Raw genomic sequence first — 19,779 nt, forward strand, 5'->3', positions numbered from 1 at the left:
GATCAGGCGCCGCACTCCGGTGACGGGCCGCCGGTCCCGCACCAGATCTGGTCGCCGATCTGCGGACCGATGGGTCCCGTCTGCAAGACACGGCTGCCTGTCTCGCCGGTCGTGAAGCGTGCCGTGAACTGTTGCCCCGGTTCCAGCCCTGCCTCCAGCCCGCGGCCGTACAGCGCGGTTCGACGATCCAACGTGATCGCGACTCCAGGGGCGGACGCTTGCCACGTCACCGCCCACGTCTCGACATCGACGGCGCTGGCGCCCATCAGCAACTTCCCGGTCCCGGCGGAGGCCAGATCGAGCGTCGACTCGTGGCGCTGGAAGTGCCCGACATAGTCCGCGCCAACCGCCGTGGACGTGCTGTCGTCGGCGGTCGCCGGCGCGGGCTGCAGCGTCGACGTGGTGTCGTCGGTGGTGTCCGGTTCCGTCGACGGCAGGGGCGTCGTCGTCGGCGCCCGGGTGATCGTGACCATCGTCGTGACCGCTGTCTGCGGTGACGATGTCGCGGTGTCCGACGGCGACGAGCCGCAGGCGGTGAGCGACCCCAGCGCGACGGCCGCGACGACGACGGTGGCGAGACGGACCTTCATGACGACTCCTCGGTGACTGAGCATCTGTACGGATGAACTGTCGGACAGATCCGGCAAGTCGTTACCGAATGACACGAAAAGATGGCCGGGTTCGCGCGATCGCACGACACTGGACGGCATGCGGATCGTGGGACTCGAAGAGCACTACGTCACCGACGACGTCGCGTCGGCCTGGGAACGACTCGGAGCGCGATCGGACGACCCGATGGCCGCGTTCTCCGGCGACACGACGACCGACATCGGCCGACGACTGCGGAGTCTCGACGACGAGCGGCTGACTCTCATGGATGCGGCCGGTGTCGACCAGCATGTGCTGTCGCTGACGACACCGGGACTGTTCGAGCTCGACGAGGCCGATGCCGTCGCACTCCAGTCCACGACGAACGACGAGGTGGCCGACGCGGTGCGTCGCACCCCCGACCGCCTGCAGGGCTTCGCCACATTGGCGCCGCAGCGTCCGGAGGCGGCCGCCGCCGAGCTGGACCGCGCGGTCCGCGAGCTGGGCTTCCACGGCGCGATGATCTTCTCCCGGGTGCGCGGTGAGCCGATCGACAGCCCGCGCTTCTGGCCCATCTTCGAGGCCGCGGAGGCGCTGCGGGCGCCGTTGTACCTCCACCCTCAGATCGCTCCGAGCGCCGTTCGGCAGGCCTACTACCGCGGCTTCGGCGACGAGGTCGAGGTCGCGCTCGCGACGCACGCGATCGGCTGGCACTACGACGCGGGCGTCGAGTTCCTCCGGCTCGTGCTGGCGGGTGTGTTCGACCGCTTCCCCGACCTTCAGGTCGTCCTCGGTCACTGGGGCGAGGTGCTCGCGTTCTACGTCGACCGCGTCGACAGGATCGGTCCGACAGCGGGGCTCGACCGGCCCGTGTCCGACTACCTGACACACAACGCCTATCTGACGCCCGGCGGCATCCTGAACCATCGCTACCTCGGGTGGGCGCGGGACGTGATGCCGACGGAACGGTTGATGTTCGCCACCGACCACCCCTACGTGCCGTTCGAGGACGGCGCCGCACGCACCTTCCTCGACGGGAGCGACCTGTCGGAGACGGACCGGGCGGCGATCGCCTCGGGGAACTGGGAACGACTGATCGCGGCCATCCGCCGCTGACCGCGGTCATCCACAGATCGGCCCGCCGGGGAGATCGTCGAGCGGTTGTCCACAGCGTCAGGTCATGGTTCGTCCGACGTGACGGTCCCGGCGTCGACCCTGCGTGCATGGGAATCCGCTACTACGCCTATCCGGTGCCGCCCGAGCTCGTCGAGCAGGCGCACGACGACCCACGACTGTTCCTCTCGCACGACCCCCTGATGGACGCGTGGGGCCCCGAGGACGAACGGCCGGTGATGCTCTACCTCGACAAGGTGTGGGGGCCGCTGCAGCAACTGCTCGCGCGCCGTCGAGCGCTGGACCTCGTCGCCGGCCACGTGCGGTGGATCGGCTACGAGTACGAGCCGTATGTCGCCGTCCTCGACCCCGACGAGGTGGCGGCGATCGCCGACGACCTCGTGCTCGTCGACGACGTCGACGACGACATCGCCGCCCGGCTCGGTCCGCTCGACTGGTCCGCCGAGACGATCAACCGGTACCTGGCGGAGGCGCGTGCGTTCACCCGGTCGCTGGCGGACCGTGGCTGCGGCCTGGCGTACGCCATCGGGTGATGGTTGCGCCGGACCGGGCGAGCCGACATACTTGAGCGGAACAGACTCAACTGATCGAGCGTTGAGTCGTGTGACGGACCGCCCGGTCCGGCAAGACTTGCACACACCTCACTCAAGAAAGGTGAGCCCATGACCCAACCGAACGGCGGCGGGTTCAACCCGACGACCAAGACGCAGGCGGCGTTGTCGGCTGCCGTCCAGTCGGCGACCGCGGCCGGCAACCCCGACGTGCGACCCGCGCACGTCCTCGTGGAGCTGCTCCAGCAGCCCGACGGCATCGCATCGCCGCTGCTCAAGGCGGTCGGTGTCGACCCTCAGTCGGTCCTGACGCAGGCACGGGCCCTGGTGCGGCGCATGCCGTCGGTCTCCGGTGGGAGCGCTGCCCCGCAGCTGACCCGCGAGACCATCGCGGCCATCACCGCCGCCCAGCAGCTCGCGGGCGAACTCGACGACGAGTACGTCTCGACCGAGCACCTCATGGTCGGCCTGGCGACCGGTGACTCCGACGTCGCCAAGCTCCTGCACGACGTGGGCGCGACACCGCAGGCGTTGCGCGAGGCGTTCGTCGCCGTCCGCGGCAGCGCGCGCGTCACCTCGCCCGACCCCGAATCGACGTATCAGGCACTCGAGAAGTATTCGACCGACCTGACCGCGCAGGCCCGCGAGGGCAAGCTCGACCCGGTCATCGGTCGTGACACCGAGATCCGTCGGGTGGTCCAGGTGCTCAGCCGCCGCACCAAGAACAATCCCGTCCTCATCGGCGAGCCCGGTGTCGGCAAGACCGCCATCGTCGAGGGTCTGGCGCAGCGCATCATCGCGGGCGACGTCCCGGAGTCGTTGCGCGGAAAGACCGTCGTCAGCCTCGATCTGTCGTCGATGGTCGCCGGCGCGAAGTACCGGGGTGAGTTCGAGGAGCGGCTGAAGGCCGTCCTCGAGGACATCAAGGGTTCGGCCGGGCAGGTCATCACCTTCATCGACGAGCTGCACACGATCGTCGGTGCCGGCGCGACCGGTGATTCCGCGATGGACGCGGGCAACATGATCAAGCCGATGCTCGCCCGCGGTGAGCTGCGGCTGGTCGGCGCGACCACGCTCGAGGAGTACCGCCAGTACATCGAGAAGGACGCCGCGCTCGAGCGTCGTTTCCAGCAGGTCTACGTCGGGGAGCCGTCGGTCGAGGACACCGTCGGCATCCTCCGTGGACTGAAGGATCGGTACGAGGTGCACCACGGTGTCCGCATCACCGACTCGGCGCTGGTCGCCGCGGCGTCGCTGTCGGACCGGTACATCACCTCGCGGTTCCTGCCGGACAAGGCGATCGACCTCGTCGACGAGGCCGCGTCGCGTCTGCGCATGGAGATCGACTCGCGTCCCGTCGAGATCGACGAGGTGGAGCGCATCGTCCGTCGGCTCGAGGTCGAGGAGGTCGCCCTGGAGAAGGAGACCGACGAGGCGTCGAAGCTGCGGTTGGAGAAGCTGCGCGGCGAACTCGCCGACCAGAAGGAGAAGCTCGCCGAGCTGACCGCCCGGTGGCAGGGCGAGAAGCAGGCCATCGACTCCGTCCGCGACCTCAAGGAACAGCTCGAGTCGCTGCGCGGTGAGTCCGAGCGCGCCGAACGCGACGGTGATCTCGGCCGGGCCGCGGAACTGCGCTACGGCCAGATCCCGGCGCTGGAGAAGCAACTCGAGGCCGCCGCGGACAAGGGCGCCATCGTGAACGAGGACGTCATGCTCAAGGAGGAGGTCGGCCCCGACGACGTCGCCGAGGTCGTCTCGTCGTGGACCGGTGTCCCCGCGGGCCGCATGCTCGAGGGCGAGACTGCGAAGCTGCTGCGCATGGAGGACGAGCTCGGCAAGCGCGTGATCGGCCAGAAGAAGGCCGTGGCCGCGGTGTCCGACGCCGTCCGCCGCGCGCGGGCCGGTGTCGCCGACCCGAACCGGCCGCTGGGGTCGTTCATGTTCCTCGGCCCGACCGGCGTGGGCAAGACCGAGTTGGCGAAGGCGTTGGCGGAGTTCCTCTTCGACGACGACCGCGCGATGGTGCGCATCGACATGAGCGAGTACGGCGAGAAGCACAGCGTCGCACGGCTCGTCGGTGCGCCTCCCGGCTACGTCGGTTACGAGGCCGGTGGCCAGCTGACCGAGGCGGTGCGTCGACGCCCGTACACGGTGGTCCTGTTCGACGAGATCGAGAAGGCCCACCCGGACGTGTTCGACGTGCTGCTGCAGGTGCTCGACGAGGGCCGTCTCACCGACGGCCAGGGACGGACGGTGGACTTCCGCAACACCATCCTGATCCTGACGTCGAACCTGGGTGCCGGTGGCACGGAGGAGCAGGTGATGACGGCGGTGCGCTCGGCCTTCAAGCCCGAGTTCATCAACCGCCTCGACGACGTGCTCATCTTCGACGGGCTCAACCCTGAGGAGCTGACGCGCATCGTCGACATCCAGCTCGGTCAGCTGCAGGAGCGCCTCGCGCAGCGTCGCCTCGACCTCGAGGTCAGCGACAACGCCAAGAGGTGGCTCGCCGCACGGGGATTCGACCCGCTGTACGGTGCACGTCCGCTGCGGCGGCTGGTCCAGCAGGCGATCGGTGACCAGCTCGCCAAGCAGCTGCTGGCCGGGACCGTCACCGACGGTGACGTCGTGCCGGTGAACGTCAGCGCCGACGGGGAGTCGCTCGTCCTCGGCTGACGCTCGTCACGAACGTCCGCCATACGTGCCAGGAGGGCAATGTTCCCTCCTGCGCCGTATGGCGGACGTTTCCGACGGCGGGCCGGACGGCCCAGTGCGAGAATCACCGACCATGACCGCCAGGGTTCTCGTCGTCTGTGCCGCTGTTCTCGTCGCGCTGTCGCTGGCAGCGCCCACGGCCTCCGCGGCGCCGCCCGTGCCGAAGGCCCCGGCGGATTTCGTGGCCCTGAGCGACGTCGATCCGACGATCATCCAGGAGATCCGGTACTTCACGCCGCACAACTTCACCGGCGACCCGGTCGACGGGTATCGCGCGCCGATGTGCATCCTCACCCGGCAGGCCGCGGAGGCGTTGCACCGCGCACAGATCGGCTTCCTGCTGCAGGGGCTCTCGCTCAAGGTGTACGACTGCTACCGCCCGCAGCGCGCGGTGAACGCGTTCGTGGCGTGGGCGAAGCGACTCGACGACCAGCGGATGAAGGCCGAGTTCTACCGCGACGTCGACAAGGCGAACCTCTTCCGCGACGGCTACATCGCCGAGCAGTCCGGGCACAGTCGCGGCAGCACGATGGACCTCACGCTCGTCCGTCTACCCGCCCGAGCGACCAGGCCGTACGTCCGCGGGCAGGAGCTGGTCGACTGCATCGCACCGCAGGCGCAGCGATTCCCCGACAACTCGATCGACATGGGCACCGGCTTCGACTGCTTCTCGACCCTCTCGTGGCCGCTGGACCCGCGTATCCAGGGTGAGCAACTGCGCAACCGGGTCACGTTGCTGAACGGCATGGTGCAACAGGGATTCGTGCCGTATTCCTACGAGTGGTGGCACTTCACCTACAAGCCGGAACCGTTCCCGGACACCTACTTCGACTTCCCGGTGTCCCGGTCCTCGCTGCGGCGGTAGAGCTCAGCTGAACTCGCTGCTCGCGAGATCCTTGTCGTCGCCGAGCAGGGCCTCGACGATGCGTTTGGCGACGGCGTCGGGATCAGCCCCCGACGGCATCTTCGGCGGGTCGCCGGCGATCGCGCGGTCGACGAGACCGGTCTCGGTGTGCGGGGGCCGGATGTCGACGACGCGGATCTTGCTCTTGCGCGCCTCTTTCGCGACGGCGGAGAACAACGCTGCTGCTGCGGCTTTCACCGCCGAGTAGGTGGCCATGAACGCGACGGGCTGCTCGGCCAGCACCGCGCTGATGCTCGCGATCACACCGCCCTGCTCGACGACCGGCAACGCGGCGCGCGTGATCCGCAACGGCCCGAGGAAGTCGATGAGCACGAGATCGTCGACTGTGTCGTCGTCGATGTCGGCGAGCGGACCGAACGCGGCGACACCCGCTGCGATGACCACACCGTCGATGCGGCCGTGCTGGTCGCGCGCCGCGTCGATGATCTTCTGCCCCGCATCGGGCTGCCGGAGATCGGCTGCGACGGTGTGCGCGCCCTCGATGTCGAGCTTCCCGACCGATTCCTCCGACGAGCCCGTCAGCGTCAGGGCGGCACCCTTCTCGGCGAGTCCCTTCGCGATCCGGGAACCCAGCGCGCCGGTAGCGCCGACGACGACGAACACCTTGTCCTGTGCATCAGCCATGTCCCCATGGTGCCCGCTGAGAGATGGGCCGAACCGCCCCCGGCGAATCGAACGGCGATCGTGACCGGCCACCAGCACCTGTGACCCCCTCGTTACCCCCGGCGCAGGCACTCTGGACGCATGAACACCGTGAACACCTACGCAGTCGAGGACAAGGTCGTCGTGGTCACCGGCGCCGGATCGGGCATCGGACGCGCGATCGCACGCGCGTTCCTCCTGAACGGAGCGATTGTCGTCGTGACCGGGCGCCGTCGCCAACCCCTCGAGGAGACCGTCGAGGGCGCTGCAGACGGGCGTGCTCTGGTCATCCCGGGTGACGTGTCCCGCCGAGACGATGTCGAAGCCCTGGTGTCGACCGTCCTCGACAAGCACGGTCGCATCGACGTCGTGGTCAGCAACGCGGGAGTGCACGACGGTGGTGGTGACATCACCGAACTGACCGACGAGAACTGGGCCCTTCTCCGCGGGGTGAACATCGACGGCTTCCTCCACCTCGCCCAGGCGACGTTGCCGGAGCTGGTCCGCTCCGGCGGCAATTTCGTGGCCGTGTCGTCGGTGTCGGGGATCGCCGGCGACTGGGGGCAGGCGGCCTACAACGCGTCGAAGCACGCCATGACCGGATTCGTACGCTCGCTCGCGTTGGACTACGGAGGCCGCGGCGTCCGTGTGAACGCCGTGCTCCCGGCATTCACGCTGACCGAGATGACCGCGGGGATGGCGAAGGACGAGGAGGCGTTGGCGCCGTTCGTCAATCGGATCGCGCTGGGTCGCCCCGGTGAACCCGACGACATCGCTCCCGCCGTGCTGTTCCTCGCCTCCGAGGACGCGCGGTACGTCACGGGCGCGCTCCTCGCCGTCGACGGCGGCACGAGTGCGTCGACGGGCCAACCTCACACCGACTGAGGTGACCGCCCCCTGCCGAACAGCAGCACGAGTCCTGCCACGACATCCCACACGATGATCGTGTAGACACTGCCCCGTTCGACGGCCCCCTCGACACCGGTTCCCCGCCCGGCGATCGCGAGCAGGGCGATGAAGCTCGCGATCCCGGCCATCCCCAGGACCCGACTGCCGACGCAGAACCAGCGCGGCGCACCGAGACCGCGGAACAGACCGTCCGCGAGGATCATCGCCGCGTTGCCGCCGACGATCGCCAGCAGCGCGCCGAGCCCGTGCAGTGGCGATGCGCCGGCGTGGAACAGGCCGACGAGCACGTTGCCGACACCGTTCGCGACGGTCAGTGCAGCGAACACGGTCCACGCGCGACCGCGCTGTCCGACGGTACGCGCCAGCAGCAACCCTGCGGCGGCGAAGAGCAGCCCGTGCAGCACGAAGGCGCCGGCGTTCATCAGCGTCGCCGACGGTGAGTCGGCGGGGACCCCAAGTGCGCTGATGTAGTCGCGGGCGTAGTCGTACCCGGGATACTTCCGGGCAGAGACGGTTTCGCACAGGACGTAGGCGACGCCGGCGAGCAACCAGGCCGCGCCGGCGGCGCGTGCCGTCACGCGTCGCCGGCTGCGGCGGCGAAGAACCAGGCGACGACGAGAGCGCCGGGATCGACGACACCGCGCGCCCGGTCGCCGAGGTAACTCGCCCGACCACGCGACGCCACGAGGTCACGCGTCGACTCGGCGCCGTCGGCCGCGGCGGTCGCGACGTCCGACAGCGACCCGTCCGACCCGAGCGCGTCGGCAGCCGGGGAGAGCGCGTCGACCAGCGTGTCGTCCCCGACACGGGCGCCGCCGATCTCCTGGATCCGCCGCAGCGCCTCGACCGTCCCCGTACGCAACGCGTCGGCTCGGTCGTCGGTGTCGGCGAACGCCCGGGCGAGTTCCGAGAACAGCATCCCGAACAGAGCGCCCGACGTACCGCCCGCGCGGACGAGGAACGACGTGCTGACCGCCTCGAGGACAGCGGCGTCCGAACCACGCAGCGGCAGGGAGAAATGGCGCAGGGCCGCCGCCATGTTCGTGCCGAAGTCACCGTCGCCGGCCTGTCGGTCCAGGTCGGTGAGATCGTCGATCGACTCCTGCACGCGTTCGACGAACTCGCTCACCCAGCGGCATTCGTCGCCGTCGTCGCCGTCGTCGGCGGCGTCGTCGGGTTCGGCGAACGACACGTCCACCGGGGAGGCGCCACCGGTGGCGGTCACCGCCGGCCACCCCGGCGCGCCCGTCGGCGCGTCGAACAACTCGACGATCGCGTCGTCGCACCGCAGCACGGTGATCGAGAACCCGGCCATGTCGAGAGCGGTGACCAGGGTGGCGACGAGGCCCCGGCGGATCGTGAACCCCCGGTCGGTGAGCTGCCGGACGGCCTGGTCGAACGCGACGTGCAGTTCCAACGGATGCGTCGACCCGAGGCCATTGACGAAGACGAGGAGATCGTCGTCGGTGGACGGCTCCAACGCGCCGAGGATGCGGTCGAGCATGCCGCCGACGAGCTCGTCGGCGGGTTGCAGCGGGATGCGGTCGACACCGGCCTCGCCGTGGATGCCGACGCCGAACTCCATCTCGCCCGGTGCGAGGTCGAAACCCGGCGTGCGGGCGCCGGGTGTGGTGCACGGGGCGGTCGCGACCGAGAAGCTGCGGGCGTTGGCCGCGACACGTCTGCCGAGGTCGGCCACCGACGTCAGGTCGTCACCCCGCGCCGCGGCCGCACCGCAGATCTTCTCGACGAGGACCGTCGCACCGGTGCCGCGTCTGCCGGGCCCACCGTCGTCGCCGGTCTCGGTGGCGACGTCGTCGTCGACGAGGACGTGGTCGGTGGCGACCTCGTCACGCACCATGGTCCGCGCGATGCCGAAGTTCATGACGTCGCCGGTGTAGTTCTTCACGACGTGCAGCACGCCGGCGCCACGGTCGACCCGTCGGGTGGCCGCGGCGACCTGCAGCGCGTTCGGCGAGGTGAAGATCAGGCCCGGGCAGGCGGCGTCCAGCAAGCCCGAACCGATCAGCCCGGAGTGCATCGGCTCGTGGCCCGACCCGCCCCCGGACACCAGCGCGACGCCGTCGTCGGTGCGATCGGTGCGGAACAGGAAGCCGGGGTCGGGTTCCCAGGCGAGGTGGTCCTGGGCGGCGACGAGGCCGGCGATCGCGTCGGTGAGGAATCGATCGGTGTCGACGGCGATGTACGCGTGCGGCGGACGGTGCGCGCCGTCAGACATGCGACTCCTTCTGTGCCGGTGCGGGTTCCGCGGTCCGTTGGCGCCACACACCGAGCGCGATGATCACGACGGCCGAGATGACCGAGAAGCCGATGGCCTGCTGCTGGCCCTTGTCGAACGCCATCAGCACCAGCACCGCGACGATGAACACGATGACCGCCGACGTCAGGTAGGGGAACAGCCACATCCGCACCGGCGGACGTTCACCGGTGGCGCGCAGTGTTCGTCCCAGACGCAGCTGGCTGCACGCGATGGCGAGGTAGACGAACAGTGCGACGGCGCCGCTGGTCGCCAGGAGGTAGCCGAAGATCTTGTCGGGCAGGACGTAGTTGCCGACCACGGCGAGGAACCCGATCACCATCGACAGCAGCACCGCCACCCAGGGCACACCCTTGGATGTCAGCGACCGCACCACACGGGGGGCGTCACCGCGATCGCCGAGGGAGAACAGCATCCGCGAGGCGGTGTACAGCGATGAGTTCAGGCACGACGCGACCGCGGTGAGGATGACGACGTCCATGATGCGGCCGGACTGCGGGATCCCGATCGCCTCGAGCACCGACTGATAGGAGCCGTCCTGCAACCGGTTGTACGGCAGCAGCGAGACGACCACGAAGATCGACCCGATGTAGAAGATCGAGATCCGCCAGATCACCGAGTTCACGGCTTTCGTGATGCCCGCCTTCGGATTCGGCGACTCGGCGGCCGCGATCGTCACGATCTCGGTGCCCATGAACGAGAACATCGTCACCAGCAGGCCGGTGATGACCGCCCCGAAACCGTTGGGCATGAACCCGTCCGGCTGCCAGAGGTTCTTCACCCCGCTGACCTCGGAGCCCGGGAAGACCCCGACGATCGCGAGCACGCCGACGACGATGAACGCCACGATCGCGACCACCTTGATCAGCGCGAACCAGAACTCGAACTCGCCGTAGTTCCCCACGCTGACGAGGTTCGTCACCGTCAGCAGCAGGGTCACCGCGAGCGCCCACACCCATTGCGGCCCACCGACGAGGTTCGTCAGGATCGCCGCCGCGGCCGTCGCCTCGACGGGGATGACGAGGACCCAGAACCACCAGTACAGCCAGCCGACGGAGAAGCCGGCCCAACGCCCGAGCGCCCGCGTCGAGTACACCGAGAACGAGCCGGTGTCGGGGTTGGCCGTGGCCATCTCGCCGAGCATCCGCATCACGAGGATCACCAGCGTGCCGGCGAGCAGGTACGAGATGAGGACGGCCGGTCCGGCCTTCTCGATCGCGTTCGCCGACCCCACGAACAGTCCCGCGCCGATCACGCCGGCGATCGAGATCATCGTGATGTGCCGAGGCTTCAGGCCGGCGCCGAGATGCGTCGGGGCGTCTGTGACGGGCGTCGTGCTCATCGGTCGATCGTCGCGCATCCGTGGCCTCGGTGTGGTGCGAGCGACGGAAGACGTCGGCCGGGGTTCTAGGGTCGGGACCATGACAGCACCGCGACACGACGAGGCGCAGCGGGCACGCGCGCGGACCGCCTATCAGACGCTCGAGCCGCTCAACGTGCTCGCGTACTTTCATCCCGGCACCGCGCAGGCGCAGACCGACACCGGATTGGACCCCTACGCCTGGTACGTCGGTGCCCGGGGCGCGCCGCTCGGCGACTGCGTCGGGTCGGTCGTGTCCGCGGCGTTCTTCAACTTCAACCCCGCGATGGTCGAGCCCGGCTGGGCGGCCGCGAGGAGGGTCGGCCTCGACGTCGTCCACGCCCGCCGCGAGCAGATGCTCGCCGAGGCCCTCGCCGAGATCTGGGGCGACGCGGCCGCGTCGGACGACGTACGACAACTCGCCGACCGCCTCCTCGACGTGGCGGCGTCGGTGCCGATGGCCGGTCGCACCCTCGCATCGGCGTGGGCGGAGTGCACCCCGCCCGACGACCCGGCCGTGCGGTTGTGGCACGCGGTGTCGGTGCTGCGCGAGTGGCGGGGTGACGGCCATGTCGCCGCTCTCACCGCCGCCGGGTTCGACCGCCTCGAGGCCGTCGTCTTCCACGAGGCAACCCATCCCGATCCGAGCCTGCGCAAGCGCGGCCTGGGCAAGCGGGTCTCCCAGCTCACCCGCGCGTGGTCGGACGAGGACTGGGAGGCTGCGAAGTCCGCTCTGATCGCCCGCGGGGTGCTCCGCGAGACCGGCGCCGACGAGCCGGACGCGCTGTCCGACGAGGGAGGTCGCCTCTACGACGAGCTCGAGGTGATCACCGACGACGCCGCCGCGGCGGCCTGGGTCGGCGTCGACGACTTCGACGACCTCATCGGCCGGATCCGCCCCTACATCAAGCAGATCCTCGACGCCGGCGTCCTCCCGGGCACGAAGAAGAAGTAGACGCCGTCACAATCGTCCGCCATACGCGAGCAGAGGGCGATATGCCCTCCACGCACGCCCAGCGGACGTTTGTGACGGCCGCCGGGTGCGATCGTGTCCGGATTCCGCGTCCAGAGTGCGTGCCGTGGTCATATCGTCCACGGTTGCCGCTGTGGGTGCGGATCTCGGTCAGGCGTCCTGGATCCGGGCGAACGCGCGGTCGGCCTCGAGTTCGTAGGCGAGTTCCAGCAGAGTCGCCTCGTCGCCGTGGTCGGCGGAGAGCTGGATGCCCAGCGGCAGTCCCGCGGACGTCGAGGTCACCGGGAGCGAGATCGCCGGACCGCCGGTCGCGTTGTTCAGCGGGGTGAAGGCGACCCACCGCACCAGTCGGGGGAAGAGGACGTCGAAACCGAGTGCGGGCGAGAGGTGTCCGAGTTCGGGGGTCGTGTGGGCGACCGTCGGCGACAGCATCGCGTCGAGGCCCCGGTCGGCGAACGCGGCGCGGTACTTGGCCTCCGAGGCGCGCAGACGCCACAGCGCAGCGGGTGTGCGCCAGAAGTTCCGTTGGAACCGCCGCGACAACCCGGTCGTGAGCGACTCCAGCTCCGACGCCTCGAAGTCCGGACTCATGATCCGTCGGCCGAACTTGGTGAGGGCGAAGCCGAGCAGCGACCAGTAGTGCACGAAGTCGTCCTTGAAGGCGACGAGGTCCTTCTCCGGCAGCGGCAGGCCGATCGGCACGACCTCGTGCCCGAGCGCCTCGAGTCGCTGAGCGGTGTCGAGGACCGCAGCACGGGTCTCGTCGTCGACAGGCAGTTCGCTGATCGACCGGTCTACCAGCCCGATCCGCATCCGACGCCCCGACGGGCCCTCGACGTGGCCGATCGGCCGCAGGCGCGGCGCGGGCCGGTACTTCTCCACCTGCGCGGCGAACGCCGCCGTGTCCCGGACGGTGCGGGTGAGCGCACCGTTGCTGACGAGGTTGACCGGCATCTGCTCGGCGTGGTCGTCCGGCAGCTCCCGACCGCGCGTGAACTTCAGCCCGACGAGACCGCACGCCGCGGCCGGGATGCGGATGGATCCACCACCGTCGTTCGCATGGGCGATCGGCACCACGCCGGCCGCGACGAGGGCCGCCGATCCGCCGGACGACGCACCCGCCGAGAACCGGGTGTCCCAGGGGTTCGGGGTGGCCGGATCGTGCTCGAACTCGGTGCTGGCGTTCAACCCGAACTCCGGCATCCGCGACTTCGCCAGGCTGATCACACCCGTCGAGAGGTACTGGTCGGTGACCGGGGAGTTGCGGCGGGCCGGCCGGGAGTGGACCGCCCGAGAGCCCTGGTCGGACGGCAGACCGGCCACGTCGGTGTTGTCCTTCACCACGGTCGGCACGCCCGCGAACACGCCCTTGCCGGGGCTGCGCGCGAAAGCCCGCGCGCGGTCGAAGTCGGGGTGGGCGACGGCGTGGAGCACACCGACGCTCTCGAGGCGAGCAAGTGCCGCCTCGACCGCCTCGGACGCCGAGATCTCCCCGGACGCGATCCGCGCGGCGACCCCGGTCGCGTCGTCGGCCCCGAGGGCGTCGTCGGTGAAGGCGTGCACCCGGACGACGGTGTCCGGGGAGGTGTCCGTCATCAGGCGACCCTATCGGCCGGACGAGAACACGTGTCCGGTCGTGGTCGCGCACGGGTGGTTGGATTGTTGACAATCTACCGTCGGCACCGCACCATCGGATCACTGACCGAGACGAGTACGGGGAGATCGCCCTGACTGACGTGTGCGGGCACCCCGGGCGTGCCCATGACTGACGCAGCAGCCTCCGGCATGCGGACCGACACCACCGCCGCACGCCGCCGTGTGTTGGCGCCGTTGGTGCAGGAGTCGACGCCGGCGATCATCGCCCGCCAGTTGCGTGCCGCCATCGCCGACGGTGAATTCCCGCCGGGCTCGCAGTTGACCGAGAGCGGCTTGGCGGCCGACCTGGGCGTGAGCCGAGGACCGCTGCGCGAGGCGATGCAACGTCTGACGCAAGAAGGGCTGCTGGTCAGCCACCGCAATCGCGGCCTCTTCGTCATCTCCATGGACGACGACGACATCAACGACATGTACGTCGCGCGGACCGCGATCGAACGCGCGGCGCTCGCGCAGGTCGTCGCGGGGCACGACGAGGAGGACCTCGCCGTGCTCCGGGCCGCTATCGATCACATGCAGCAGTTCGCCGACGACCCCAACGGTCGCGAGATCGCCGACGCGGACATGGGTTTCCATGCGCAGCTCGTCGAATGCGCTCGCAGCCCGCGGTTGTCACGGATGCACGAGACGATCCTCATCGAGACGCGAATGTGCCTGGGCGCCATGCGGGGCACCTACGCGTCGGCGCAGGCACGCATCGACGAGCACACCGATCTCCTGCGTGCGATCGAGGCGGGGGACGCGGAATCCGCCGACCGGCTGATGATCGCCCACATGCGTGACGGGTTGGCGCGGATCATGCCCCAGGAGTCGACGGTGACCGCCCGGACCGTGCCGCCCGCGCATCCGCGATGACCTGCAAAGCCGTCCGAGAACGCCGCGCCGCCGAGACAGAAGGGCTAGGGTCGGACGGTCGGTCTGACGACCATGGGACACGACGCACGATGCGCGACGACATGTCGGAGGAATCACGATGACCACCAATCTGTCGAAGGACGACGGCGTCCCGGCGCTTCCGGACTCGGAGTCCGTCGAGGGACGCAAGTTGCTGCGCAAGGCGATCGGCGCCTCGGCGATGGGCAACGCGACCGAGTGGTACGACTACGGCGTCTACGCCGCGACGGCCACCTACCTCACCACCGCGTTCTTCCCCGGTGACCTGGGGACGATCGGCACGATGCTGGGCTTCGCGATCTCGTTCGCACTGCGCCCCCTGGGCGGGATGGTGTGGGGTCCGATCGGCGACCGCATCGGGCGCAAAGCCGTTCTGGCCATGACGATCCTGCTGATCTCGATCGCGACCGCACTCATCGGTGTCCTGCCCACCCACGCGGTGGCCGGCATCTGGGCGCCGATCCTGCTGATCGTGTTGCGGGTCATCCAGGGCTTCTCCACCGGCGGCGAATACGGCGGCGCCGCAACGTTCATGGCCGAGTACGCGCCGGATGCCAAGCGCGGCAGGTACGGATCGTTCCTCGAGTTCGGCACACTCGCCGGCTTCGTCATGGGTACCGCATTCGTGCTCGTTCTCGAGCTGAGCCTCACCGACGACCAGATGCAGACATGGGGATGGCGCATCCCGTTCTACTTCGCCCTGCCGCTCGGCCTCATCGGGCTCTACCTGCGGAGCCAGATGGAGGACACCCCCGTCTTCCGGGAGATCGAGCAGAAGGGCGAGATCGAGGGCACGGCATGGTCGCGCTTCGTCGATCTGCTCCGTGACTACCGCCGTCCGATCATCATCATGTTCGGGATGGTGATCGCGCTCAACGTCGCGAACTACACGCTGCTGGCGTACCTGCCGACCTACCTCAAGAACACGATCGGCCTCGAGGGCAACGACAGCACGGTCACCATGCTGATCGGGCAGCTGGTGATGATGGCGCTGATCCCGTTCGTGGGCAGACTCTCCGACAGGACCGGTCGCAAGCCGATGTGGTGGGGGTCGTTGATCGGGTTGTTCGTGTTCGCCCTGCCCATGTTCTGGTTGATGGGCAAGGGATTCGCCTGGGCCATCATCGGATTCGTGGTCCTGGGTGTGCTCTACATCCCTCAGCTGGCCACCATCTCCGCCACGTTCCCGGCGATGTTCCCGACGCAGGTGCGCTACGCCGGCTTCGCGATCTCCTACAACGTGGCCACAGCGGCGTTCGGTGGTACCGCCCCGCTCGTCAACGATGCGGTGGTCGAGAACAACTCGGGGTGGGACCTCTTCCCGGCCGGCTACATGATGATCGCGTGCGCCATCGGCATGGTGTCGATGGTCTTCCTCCGGGAGACCGCGGGCTGCTCGATCCGCGGTACCGAGATCCCCGGCGAGGCGACGGACGCCGAGAAGGCCCTCGCCTCGGCCTGAGAGAGGGGCGATCTGTCCGAATTCCGCGTCGTGGGTGGGCACCGTGGACGTATCGTCCGCGGTGCCCACCCACAGCGCGTTTCTCGGACAGTCAGCGAACACACCGGCGGAAGTCAGGCGTGCGCCGCAGCCTCGGTGGATAGCGGTCCACCATCGCCGACCATCCGGGGTTCACCTCGTGCTCGAAGCGAATGCCGGCCGCCGCCGCGAAGTTCTGCAGCGCAGGGTCGCTGAGCCCGGCGTTCGGCAGCACAGCCAATACCCGATCGTCGATCGAGATGGCGAGCAGCTGAACGGGGTTGTCGCGCCGAATGATCGCGCCCACCGTGCCTCGGACGGGGTGGCGGTCACCGTGGGCGTCGACGACGGCGAGTCCTCGATCGTCGAGTACAAGGCCACCGTGAGCGAACCATCCGGGCGACGGGGTGGGACCGTCGGTCGCCGACCATAGCCAGAACCGTCGGACGGGACTCCGGGGTCGGCCGTCGAGATGTGCCTCGGACCGCACCGGGCGGACGAACGTGGCATCACTCATTCAGGAGATCCGTCAGTGCGGCCGCTCGAGGTCGACGGTCGAGCTGGGCAGTCCCCACTCCATCCGGCCGAGGCGGCTGACGGCGGCGAGCTTTGCGTAGTCGGGCATGCCGTCGTCGGCGAGGATCGCGGGGTCGATCGTCAGGGCGACGACCTCACCCATCACCACGACGCTGTTGCCCACCTCGACGCTGCGGTGGAGCTTGCACTCGATGGCGACGGGGGAGTCCCGGACGCGCAGGCAGTCGACGACGGTGGCGGGCGCCGACGCGATGTCGGCCTCGACGAACTCATCGATGTCGCGGTCGAACCCGGCGGAGCTCGCGTTGGCCTTCTCCATCAGCGCCTGCGTGGCGATGTTGATGACGAACTGCCCGGTCTCGATCGCGTTGCGCGCGCTGTCCTTCGCGCCGCCGACCGAGGTGAACTGCACGACCGGCGGGGCCGTCGACGACACCGAGAAGAAGCTGTACGGCGACAGGTTGTCGACCCCGTCGGCGCTGCGGCTCGACACCCAGGCGATCGGCCGGGGAACGATGCTCGAGGTCAACAGCTGATAGAAGCGGCCAGGGTCGACGTCGGCGGGATCGTGCACGATGCGGTCGGAGGACATGTCACCAGTGTGCCCGTGGCCGGTTCCCGCGACCACAACTGCCTGGCGCGACCGTCGCAGCGGTCGCGGGAGGGAGAGACGGTCGCGGGAGCGCGCGTCAGCCGAGGAGGCGCAGGGCGAGGACGGCGTAGGCCCGCGCCGCGGTGACGAGGTCGTCGACGGCGACGGATTCGTCCGGTTGGTGGGCCTGGCCGGTGATGTCGCCGGGACCGAGGACGATGCAGTCGACGCCGAGGTCACGGCTGACGAACCCCCCGTCGCAGGCTGCGGTCCAGCCGCCGATGGACGTGTGCGCACCGACGGCGGTCACCGCGTCGACCGCCGCCCGGACGAACGGGTGGTCCGGCGCGGTGCGGAAGCCCGGCATCGACATGGTGACCGCGATGTCGACCTCGATGCCGTCGGAGTCGATGCCGTGTCGGCGCACCTCGGCGCGGAGGTTCTCGGCGATCGCATCGGCGTCCTCGTCGGGCATGAGACGGCGGTCGATGCCGATGGAGCAGTTCGGCGCGACGGCCGAGATCCCCTGGCCGCCCGTGATGGTGCCGACGTTCCACGTGCCGGCACCGAGGAGCGGGTCGAGGTCGGCCTGCATGGCGTCGTGATCGGCCCGGATGATGTCGATGACCTTCGTCGCGGCGTCGATCGCGTTGCGCCCGTCGGCCGGGCGACCGGAATGGGCTGCGCGCCCGCGGATCTCGATCTCGATGTAGGACGCACCGCGGCACGCGATGACGGTCTCCATCGCGGTGGGCTCGGCGACGACACATCCGGCGTATCCGCCAGGGTGCAGGGGATAGGCATCGGGGCCGCCGACGAGGTCGCGCACGCCGATGCCGTGCTCCTCCTCGTCGACGGTGCACACCAACTGCACCGGGCCGGAGAGGTTCTCGCCCCGCAGGGCGTCCATCGCGGCGACGATCGCCGCCAGGCCGCCCTTCATGTCGGTGCTGCCTCGTCCGACGATGCGGCCGTCGGAGACGCGCGCCGCGAACGGGTCGTCGGTCCAGCCGGGGCCGGGAGGGACGACGTCGGAGTGGCCGAGGAACATCACCCCGGGACCGTCCCCGCCGGGCAGCGTGGCCACCAGGTTCGGGCGGCCGGGTGCGACCTCCCGCACCTCGACCGTGGCGCCGACCCGCTCGGCGGCGGCCCGCAGCACGGCCACGGCCTCGCCCTCGGTACCACCGGGGTTGACGCTCGGTGCCTCCACCAGCGCGGTGGTCACCGCGACGATCTGCGCGGCGTCCACCCGTTCGCACACCGCCCGCTCACGGTCGGTCCGCGCGACGGTCTCGGTCACGGCATCGGTCACGCGACCATCTTCTCAAGGCTGACCGTGAGTCGCCGGATGCCCTCCTCGATCCGCTCGGGGGTGCTGGAGGCGAAGCAGAGGCGCAGGGCGTTGCGGAAACGACCGCCCGGCGAGAGCGCCGGACCGGGGATGAACGCGACCCCGTCGGCCAGCGCGCGCTCGAACAGCTCGCGGGTGTCGATCTCACCGAACTCGCCCGCGAGCGTCAGCCACAAGAAGAACCCGCCCTCGGGGTTCGTGGTGGTCACCCGGTCCCCGAGATGACGCGCGATGGAGTCGAGCATCGCGTCCTTGCGCTCGCGGTAGAGCGCGCGGATCTGGCTGAGGTGGTCCTCCAGGCCGCCGCGGGCGATGTACTCGGCGACGATGTGTTGGTTGGGGACGTTGGTGCAGGTGTCCATCGCCTGCTTGCCGTTGATGAGCAACTGCCGCAACGACGGGTCGGCGTCGACCCAGCCGACGCGCCACCCGGGGGCGAGGATCTTCGAGAACGTCCGCACCGAGAACAGCAGCGGGTCCTCGGGGCTCAGCGTCCGGAACGTCGGGATGTCGGTGCCGTGGAAGCGCAGCAGCCCGTACGGGTCGTCGTCGATGATCACCGACCCCCAGCGGTGGGCCAACTCCAGCAACGCCTTCCGGCGCTCCAGCGACAGCGTCACGCCCGACGGGTTCTGGAACGTCGGGATCGTGTAGATGGCCTTCGGCGGCCGATGGTGGTGCGCGACGAGATCCTCCATGAGGTCCACGCGCATGCCCTCGTCGTCGACCGGGACCTCCAACAGCTGTGCGCCGTAGGAGAGCGCCGTGGCACTGCCGTTGGTGTACGTGGGCGACTCGACGACGACGAGGTCACCGGGGTCGACGAACAGCTTGCACGCCAGGTCGAGTCCCTGCATGCCGCCGGTGGTGATGACCAGACGGTCCTCACTCGACGGGTCCGGGGTCCCGGCGAGGTACTTCACCAGCAGCTCGAGCAGACGGGGCTCGCCCTCCGTGGCGCCGTAGGTGAACGACGAGGGGTCGAGGACGGAGCCCGCGATCTCCCGGAACTCCTCCGACGGGACCGCCTCGTCCGCGGGCGATCCCATGGCGAACCGCACGATGTCGTGCTTCTGCGCGGCCAGCAGCGACGTCGACGAGTCGATCATCGAGCCGACGAGGTCCTTGGCCCGGCCGGCCAGCGGCAGGGTCGGGCTGTGGTGCGCCAGTTCGGTGGCGGTCATGGGGTCGCTC

General features: G+C 69.4%; 18 protein-coding genes. 8 read left to right on the forward strand and 10 right to left on the reverse strand.

Going from position 1 to position 19,779, the window contains the following annotated elements:
• Window positions 1-2: 2 nt before the first annotated feature.
• Complete coding sequence (locus tag LX12_RS13955; protein ID WP_253655189.1) at window positions 3-590, reverse strand: hypothetical protein; 588 nt, start codon at window positions 588-590, stop codon at window positions 3-5.
• 118 nt (window positions 591-708) lie between these two features.
• Between LX12_RS13955 and LX12_RS13960 the strand changes: the two genes are divergently transcribed.
• The 4 genes from LX12_RS13960 to LX12_RS13975 all read left to right on the forward strand — a co-directional run bounded on the left by LX12_RS13960 (window position 709) and on the right by LX12_RS13975 (window position 5,853).
• Window positions 709-1,704 carry an amidohydrolase family protein gene (locus LX12_RS13960; RefSeq protein ID WP_253655190.1) on the forward strand — a complete coding sequence of 332 codons (996 nt, stop codon included), beginning with the start codon at window positions 709-711 and terminating at the stop codon, window positions 1,702-1,704.
• A 107-nt stretch (window positions 1,705-1,811) separates the two neighbouring features.
• Entirely contained in the window at window positions 1,812-2,255 is a 444-nt protein-coding gene (locus LX12_RS13965) for a hypothetical protein (RefSeq protein ID WP_253655191.1), read from the forward strand.
• A 129-nt stretch (window positions 2,256-2,384) separates the two neighbouring features.
• Complete coding sequence (clpB, locus tag LX12_RS13970; protein WP_253655192.1) at window positions 2,385-4,949, forward strand: ATP-dependent chaperone ClpB; 2,565 nt, start codon at window positions 2,385-2,387, stop codon at window positions 4,947-4,949.
• A gap of 112 nt (window positions 4,950-5,061) precedes the next feature.
• Entirely contained in the window at window positions 5,062-5,853 is a 792-nt protein-coding gene (locus tag LX12_RS13975) for a M15 family metallopeptidase (RefSeq protein WP_253655193.1), read from the forward strand.
• A gap of 3 nt (window positions 5,854-5,856) precedes the next feature.
• Here LX12_RS13975 and LX12_RS13980 read toward each other — a convergent pair whose 3' ends face one another.
• A complete protein-coding gene (locus LX12_RS13980) occupies window positions 5,857-6,537 on the reverse strand; it encodes an SDR family NAD(P)-dependent oxidoreductase (protein WP_253655194.1) in 681 nt (226 codons plus the stop codon).
• Window positions 6,538-6,657: 120 nt separating this feature from the next.
• Here LX12_RS13980 and budC point away from each other — a divergent pair, with 120 nt between their 5' ends.
• Window positions 6,658-7,440: a meso-2,3-butanediol dehydrogenase gene (budC, locus tag LX12_RS13985; RefSeq protein WP_253655195.1), complete on the forward strand. Its 783-nt coding sequence runs from the start codon at window positions 6,658-6,660 to the stop codon at window positions 7,438-7,440.
• Here the strand turns inward: budC and LX12_RS13990 are convergent.
• Genes LX12_RS13990 through LX12_RS14000 form a run of 3 tightly spaced genes read right to left on the reverse strand, consistent with a single transcriptional unit; the run spans window position 7,428 to window position 11,084 of the window.
• Window positions 7,428-8,042 (reverse strand): DUF998 domain-containing protein, encoded by a 615-nt coding sequence (locus LX12_RS13990; protein WP_253655196.1) that lies wholly within the window; start codon window positions 8,040-8,042, stop codon window positions 7,428-7,430. The two genes, budC and LX12_RS13990, sit on opposite strands and share 13 nt — an antisense overlap.
• On the reverse strand, window positions 8,039-9,703 hold the full coding sequence (locus LX12_RS13995) for a dihydroxyacetone kinase family protein (protein WP_253655197.1): 1,665 nt from the start codon (window positions 9,701-9,703) through the stop codon (window positions 8,039-8,041). Before LX12_RS13995 ends, LX12_RS13990 begins: the two co-directional genes overlap by 4 nt.
• The gene (locus tag LX12_RS14000; RefSeq protein WP_253655198.1) at window positions 9,696-11,084 is read right to left on the reverse strand and encodes an amino acid permease; all 1,389 of its coding nucleotides are present in this window, start codon (window positions 11,082-11,084) and stop codon (window positions 9,696-9,698) included. Before LX12_RS14000 ends, LX12_RS13995 begins: the two co-directional genes overlap by 8 nt.
• Window positions 11,085-11,163: 79 nt before the next feature.
• On the opposite strand from LX12_RS14000, the gene LX12_RS14005 reads away from it, so the two are divergent.
• Entirely contained in the window at window positions 11,164-12,057 is an 894-nt protein-coding gene (locus LX12_RS14005) for an SCO6745 family protein (protein ID WP_253655199.1), read from the forward strand.
• 168 nt (window positions 12,058-12,225) lie between these two features.
• Here the strand turns inward: LX12_RS14005 and LX12_RS14010 are convergent, their stop codons facing one another.
• Window positions 12,226-13,671, reverse strand: a complete 1,446-nt coding sequence (locus LX12_RS14010) for an amidase (protein ID WP_253655200.1) — start codon at window positions 13,669-13,671, stop codon at window positions 12,226-12,228.
• A gap of 165 nt (window positions 13,672-13,836) precedes the next feature.
• Between LX12_RS14010 and LX12_RS14015 the strand changes: the two genes are divergently transcribed.
• A complete protein-coding gene (locus LX12_RS14015) occupies window positions 13,837-14,583 on the forward strand; it encodes a GntR family transcriptional regulator (protein WP_253655201.1) in 747 nt (248 codons plus the stop codon).
• Window positions 14,584-14,701: 118 nt separating this feature from the next.
• Window positions 14,702-16,084 (forward strand): MFS transporter, encoded by a 1,383-nt coding sequence (locus LX12_RS14020; protein WP_253655202.1) that lies wholly within the window; start codon window positions 14,702-14,704, stop codon window positions 16,082-16,084.
• A 91-nt stretch (window positions 16,085-16,175) separates the two neighbouring features.
• Here LX12_RS14020 and LX12_RS14025 read toward each other — a convergent pair whose 3' ends face one another.
• The 4 genes from LX12_RS14025 to LX12_RS14040 all read right to left on the reverse strand — a co-directional run bounded on the left by LX12_RS14025 (window position 16,176) and on the right by LX12_RS14040 (window position 19,769).
• Window positions 16,176-16,409, reverse strand: a complete 234-nt coding sequence (locus tag LX12_RS14025) for a hypothetical protein (RefSeq protein WP_253655203.1) — start codon at window positions 16,407-16,409, stop codon at window positions 16,176-16,178.
• Window positions 16,410-16,631: 222 nt separating this feature from the next.
• A complete protein-coding gene (locus LX12_RS14030) occupies window positions 16,632-17,231 on the reverse strand; it encodes a flavin reductase family protein (RefSeq protein ID WP_253655204.1) in 600 nt (199 codons plus the stop codon).
• A 97-nt stretch (window positions 17,232-17,328) separates the two neighbouring features.
• Window positions 17,329-18,546 carry a M20 family metallopeptidase gene (locus LX12_RS14035; protein ID WP_372505021.1) on the reverse strand — a complete coding sequence of 406 codons (1,218 nt, stop codon included), beginning with the start codon at window positions 18,544-18,546 and terminating at the stop codon, window positions 17,329-17,331.
• Complete coding sequence (locus LX12_RS14040; RefSeq protein ID WP_253655205.1) at window positions 18,543-19,769, reverse strand: aminotransferase-like domain-containing protein; 1,227 nt, start codon at window positions 19,767-19,769, stop codon at window positions 18,543-18,545. Before LX12_RS14040 ends, LX12_RS14035 begins: the two co-directional genes overlap by 4 nt.
• Between the last annotated feature and the right edge of the window lie 10 nt (window positions 19,770-19,779).

The sequence above is a fragment of the Williamsia serinedens genome (genome assembly GCF_024171725.1).
Classification (GTDB): Bacteria; Actinomycetota; Actinomycetes; order Mycobacteriales; family Mycobacteriaceae; genus Williamsia_A; species Williamsia_A serinedens.

What these genes read in the sequence shown, in the direction of transcription:
- LX12_RS14010 (WP_253655200.1), bottom strand. Translation starts at nt 13,671, where the DNA reads ATGACGGACACCTCCCCGGACACCGTCGTCCGGGTGCACGCCTTCACC.
- LX12_RS13955 (WP_253655189.1), bottom strand. Translation starts at nt 590, where the DNA reads ATGAAGGTCCGTCTCGCCACCGTCGTCGTCGCGGCCGTCGCGCTGGGG.
- LX12_RS14030 (WP_253655204.1), bottom strand. Translation starts at nt 17,231, where the DNA reads ATGTCCTCCGACCGCATCGTGCACGATCCCGCCGACGTCGACCCTGGC.
- LX12_RS14005 (WP_253655199.1), top strand. Translation starts at nt 11,164, where the DNA reads ATGACAGCACCGCGACACGACGAGGCGCAGCGGGCACGCGCGCGGACC.
- LX12_RS13995 (WP_253655197.1), bottom strand. Translation starts at nt 9,703, where the DNA reads ATGTCTGACGGCGCGCACCGTCCGCCGCACGCGTACATCGCCGTCGAC.
- LX12_RS14020 (WP_253655202.1), top strand. Translation starts at nt 14,702, where the DNA reads ATGACCACCAATCTGTCGAAGGACGACGGCGTCCCGGCGCTTCCGGAC.
- budC (WP_253655195.1), top strand. Translation starts at nt 6,658, where the DNA reads ATGAACACCGTGAACACCTACGCAGTCGAGGACAAGGTCGTCGTGGTC.
- LX12_RS14015 (WP_253655201.1), top strand. Translation starts at nt 13,837, where the DNA reads ATGACTGACGCAGCAGCCTCCGGCATGCGGACCGACACCACCGCCGCA.
- clpB (WP_253655192.1), top strand. Translation starts at nt 2,385, where the DNA reads ATGACCCAACCGAACGGCGGCGGGTTCAACCCGACGACCAAGACGCAG.
- LX12_RS13965 (WP_253655191.1), top strand. Translation starts at nt 1,812, where the DNA reads ATGGGAATCCGCTACTACGCCTATCCGGTGCCGCCCGAGCTCGTCGAG.
- LX12_RS13980 (WP_253655194.1), bottom strand. Translation starts at nt 6,537, where the DNA reads ATGGCTGATGCACAGGACAAGGTGTTCGTCGTCGTCGGCGCTACCGGC.
- LX12_RS13960 (WP_253655190.1), top strand. Translation starts at nt 709, where the DNA reads ATGCGGATCGTGGGACTCGAAGAGCACTACGTCACCGACGACGTCGCG.
- LX12_RS14040 (WP_253655205.1), bottom strand. Translation starts at nt 19,769, where the DNA reads ATGACCGCCACCGAACTGGCGCACCACAGCCCGACCCTGCCGCTGGCC.
- LX12_RS13975 (WP_253655193.1), top strand. Translation starts at nt 5,062, where the DNA reads ATGACCGCCAGGGTTCTCGTCGTCTGTGCCGCTGTTCTCGTCGCGCTG.
- LX12_RS14000 (WP_253655198.1), bottom strand. Translation starts at nt 11,084, where the DNA reads ATGAGCACGACGCCCGTCACAGACGCCCCGACGCATCTCGGCGCCGGC.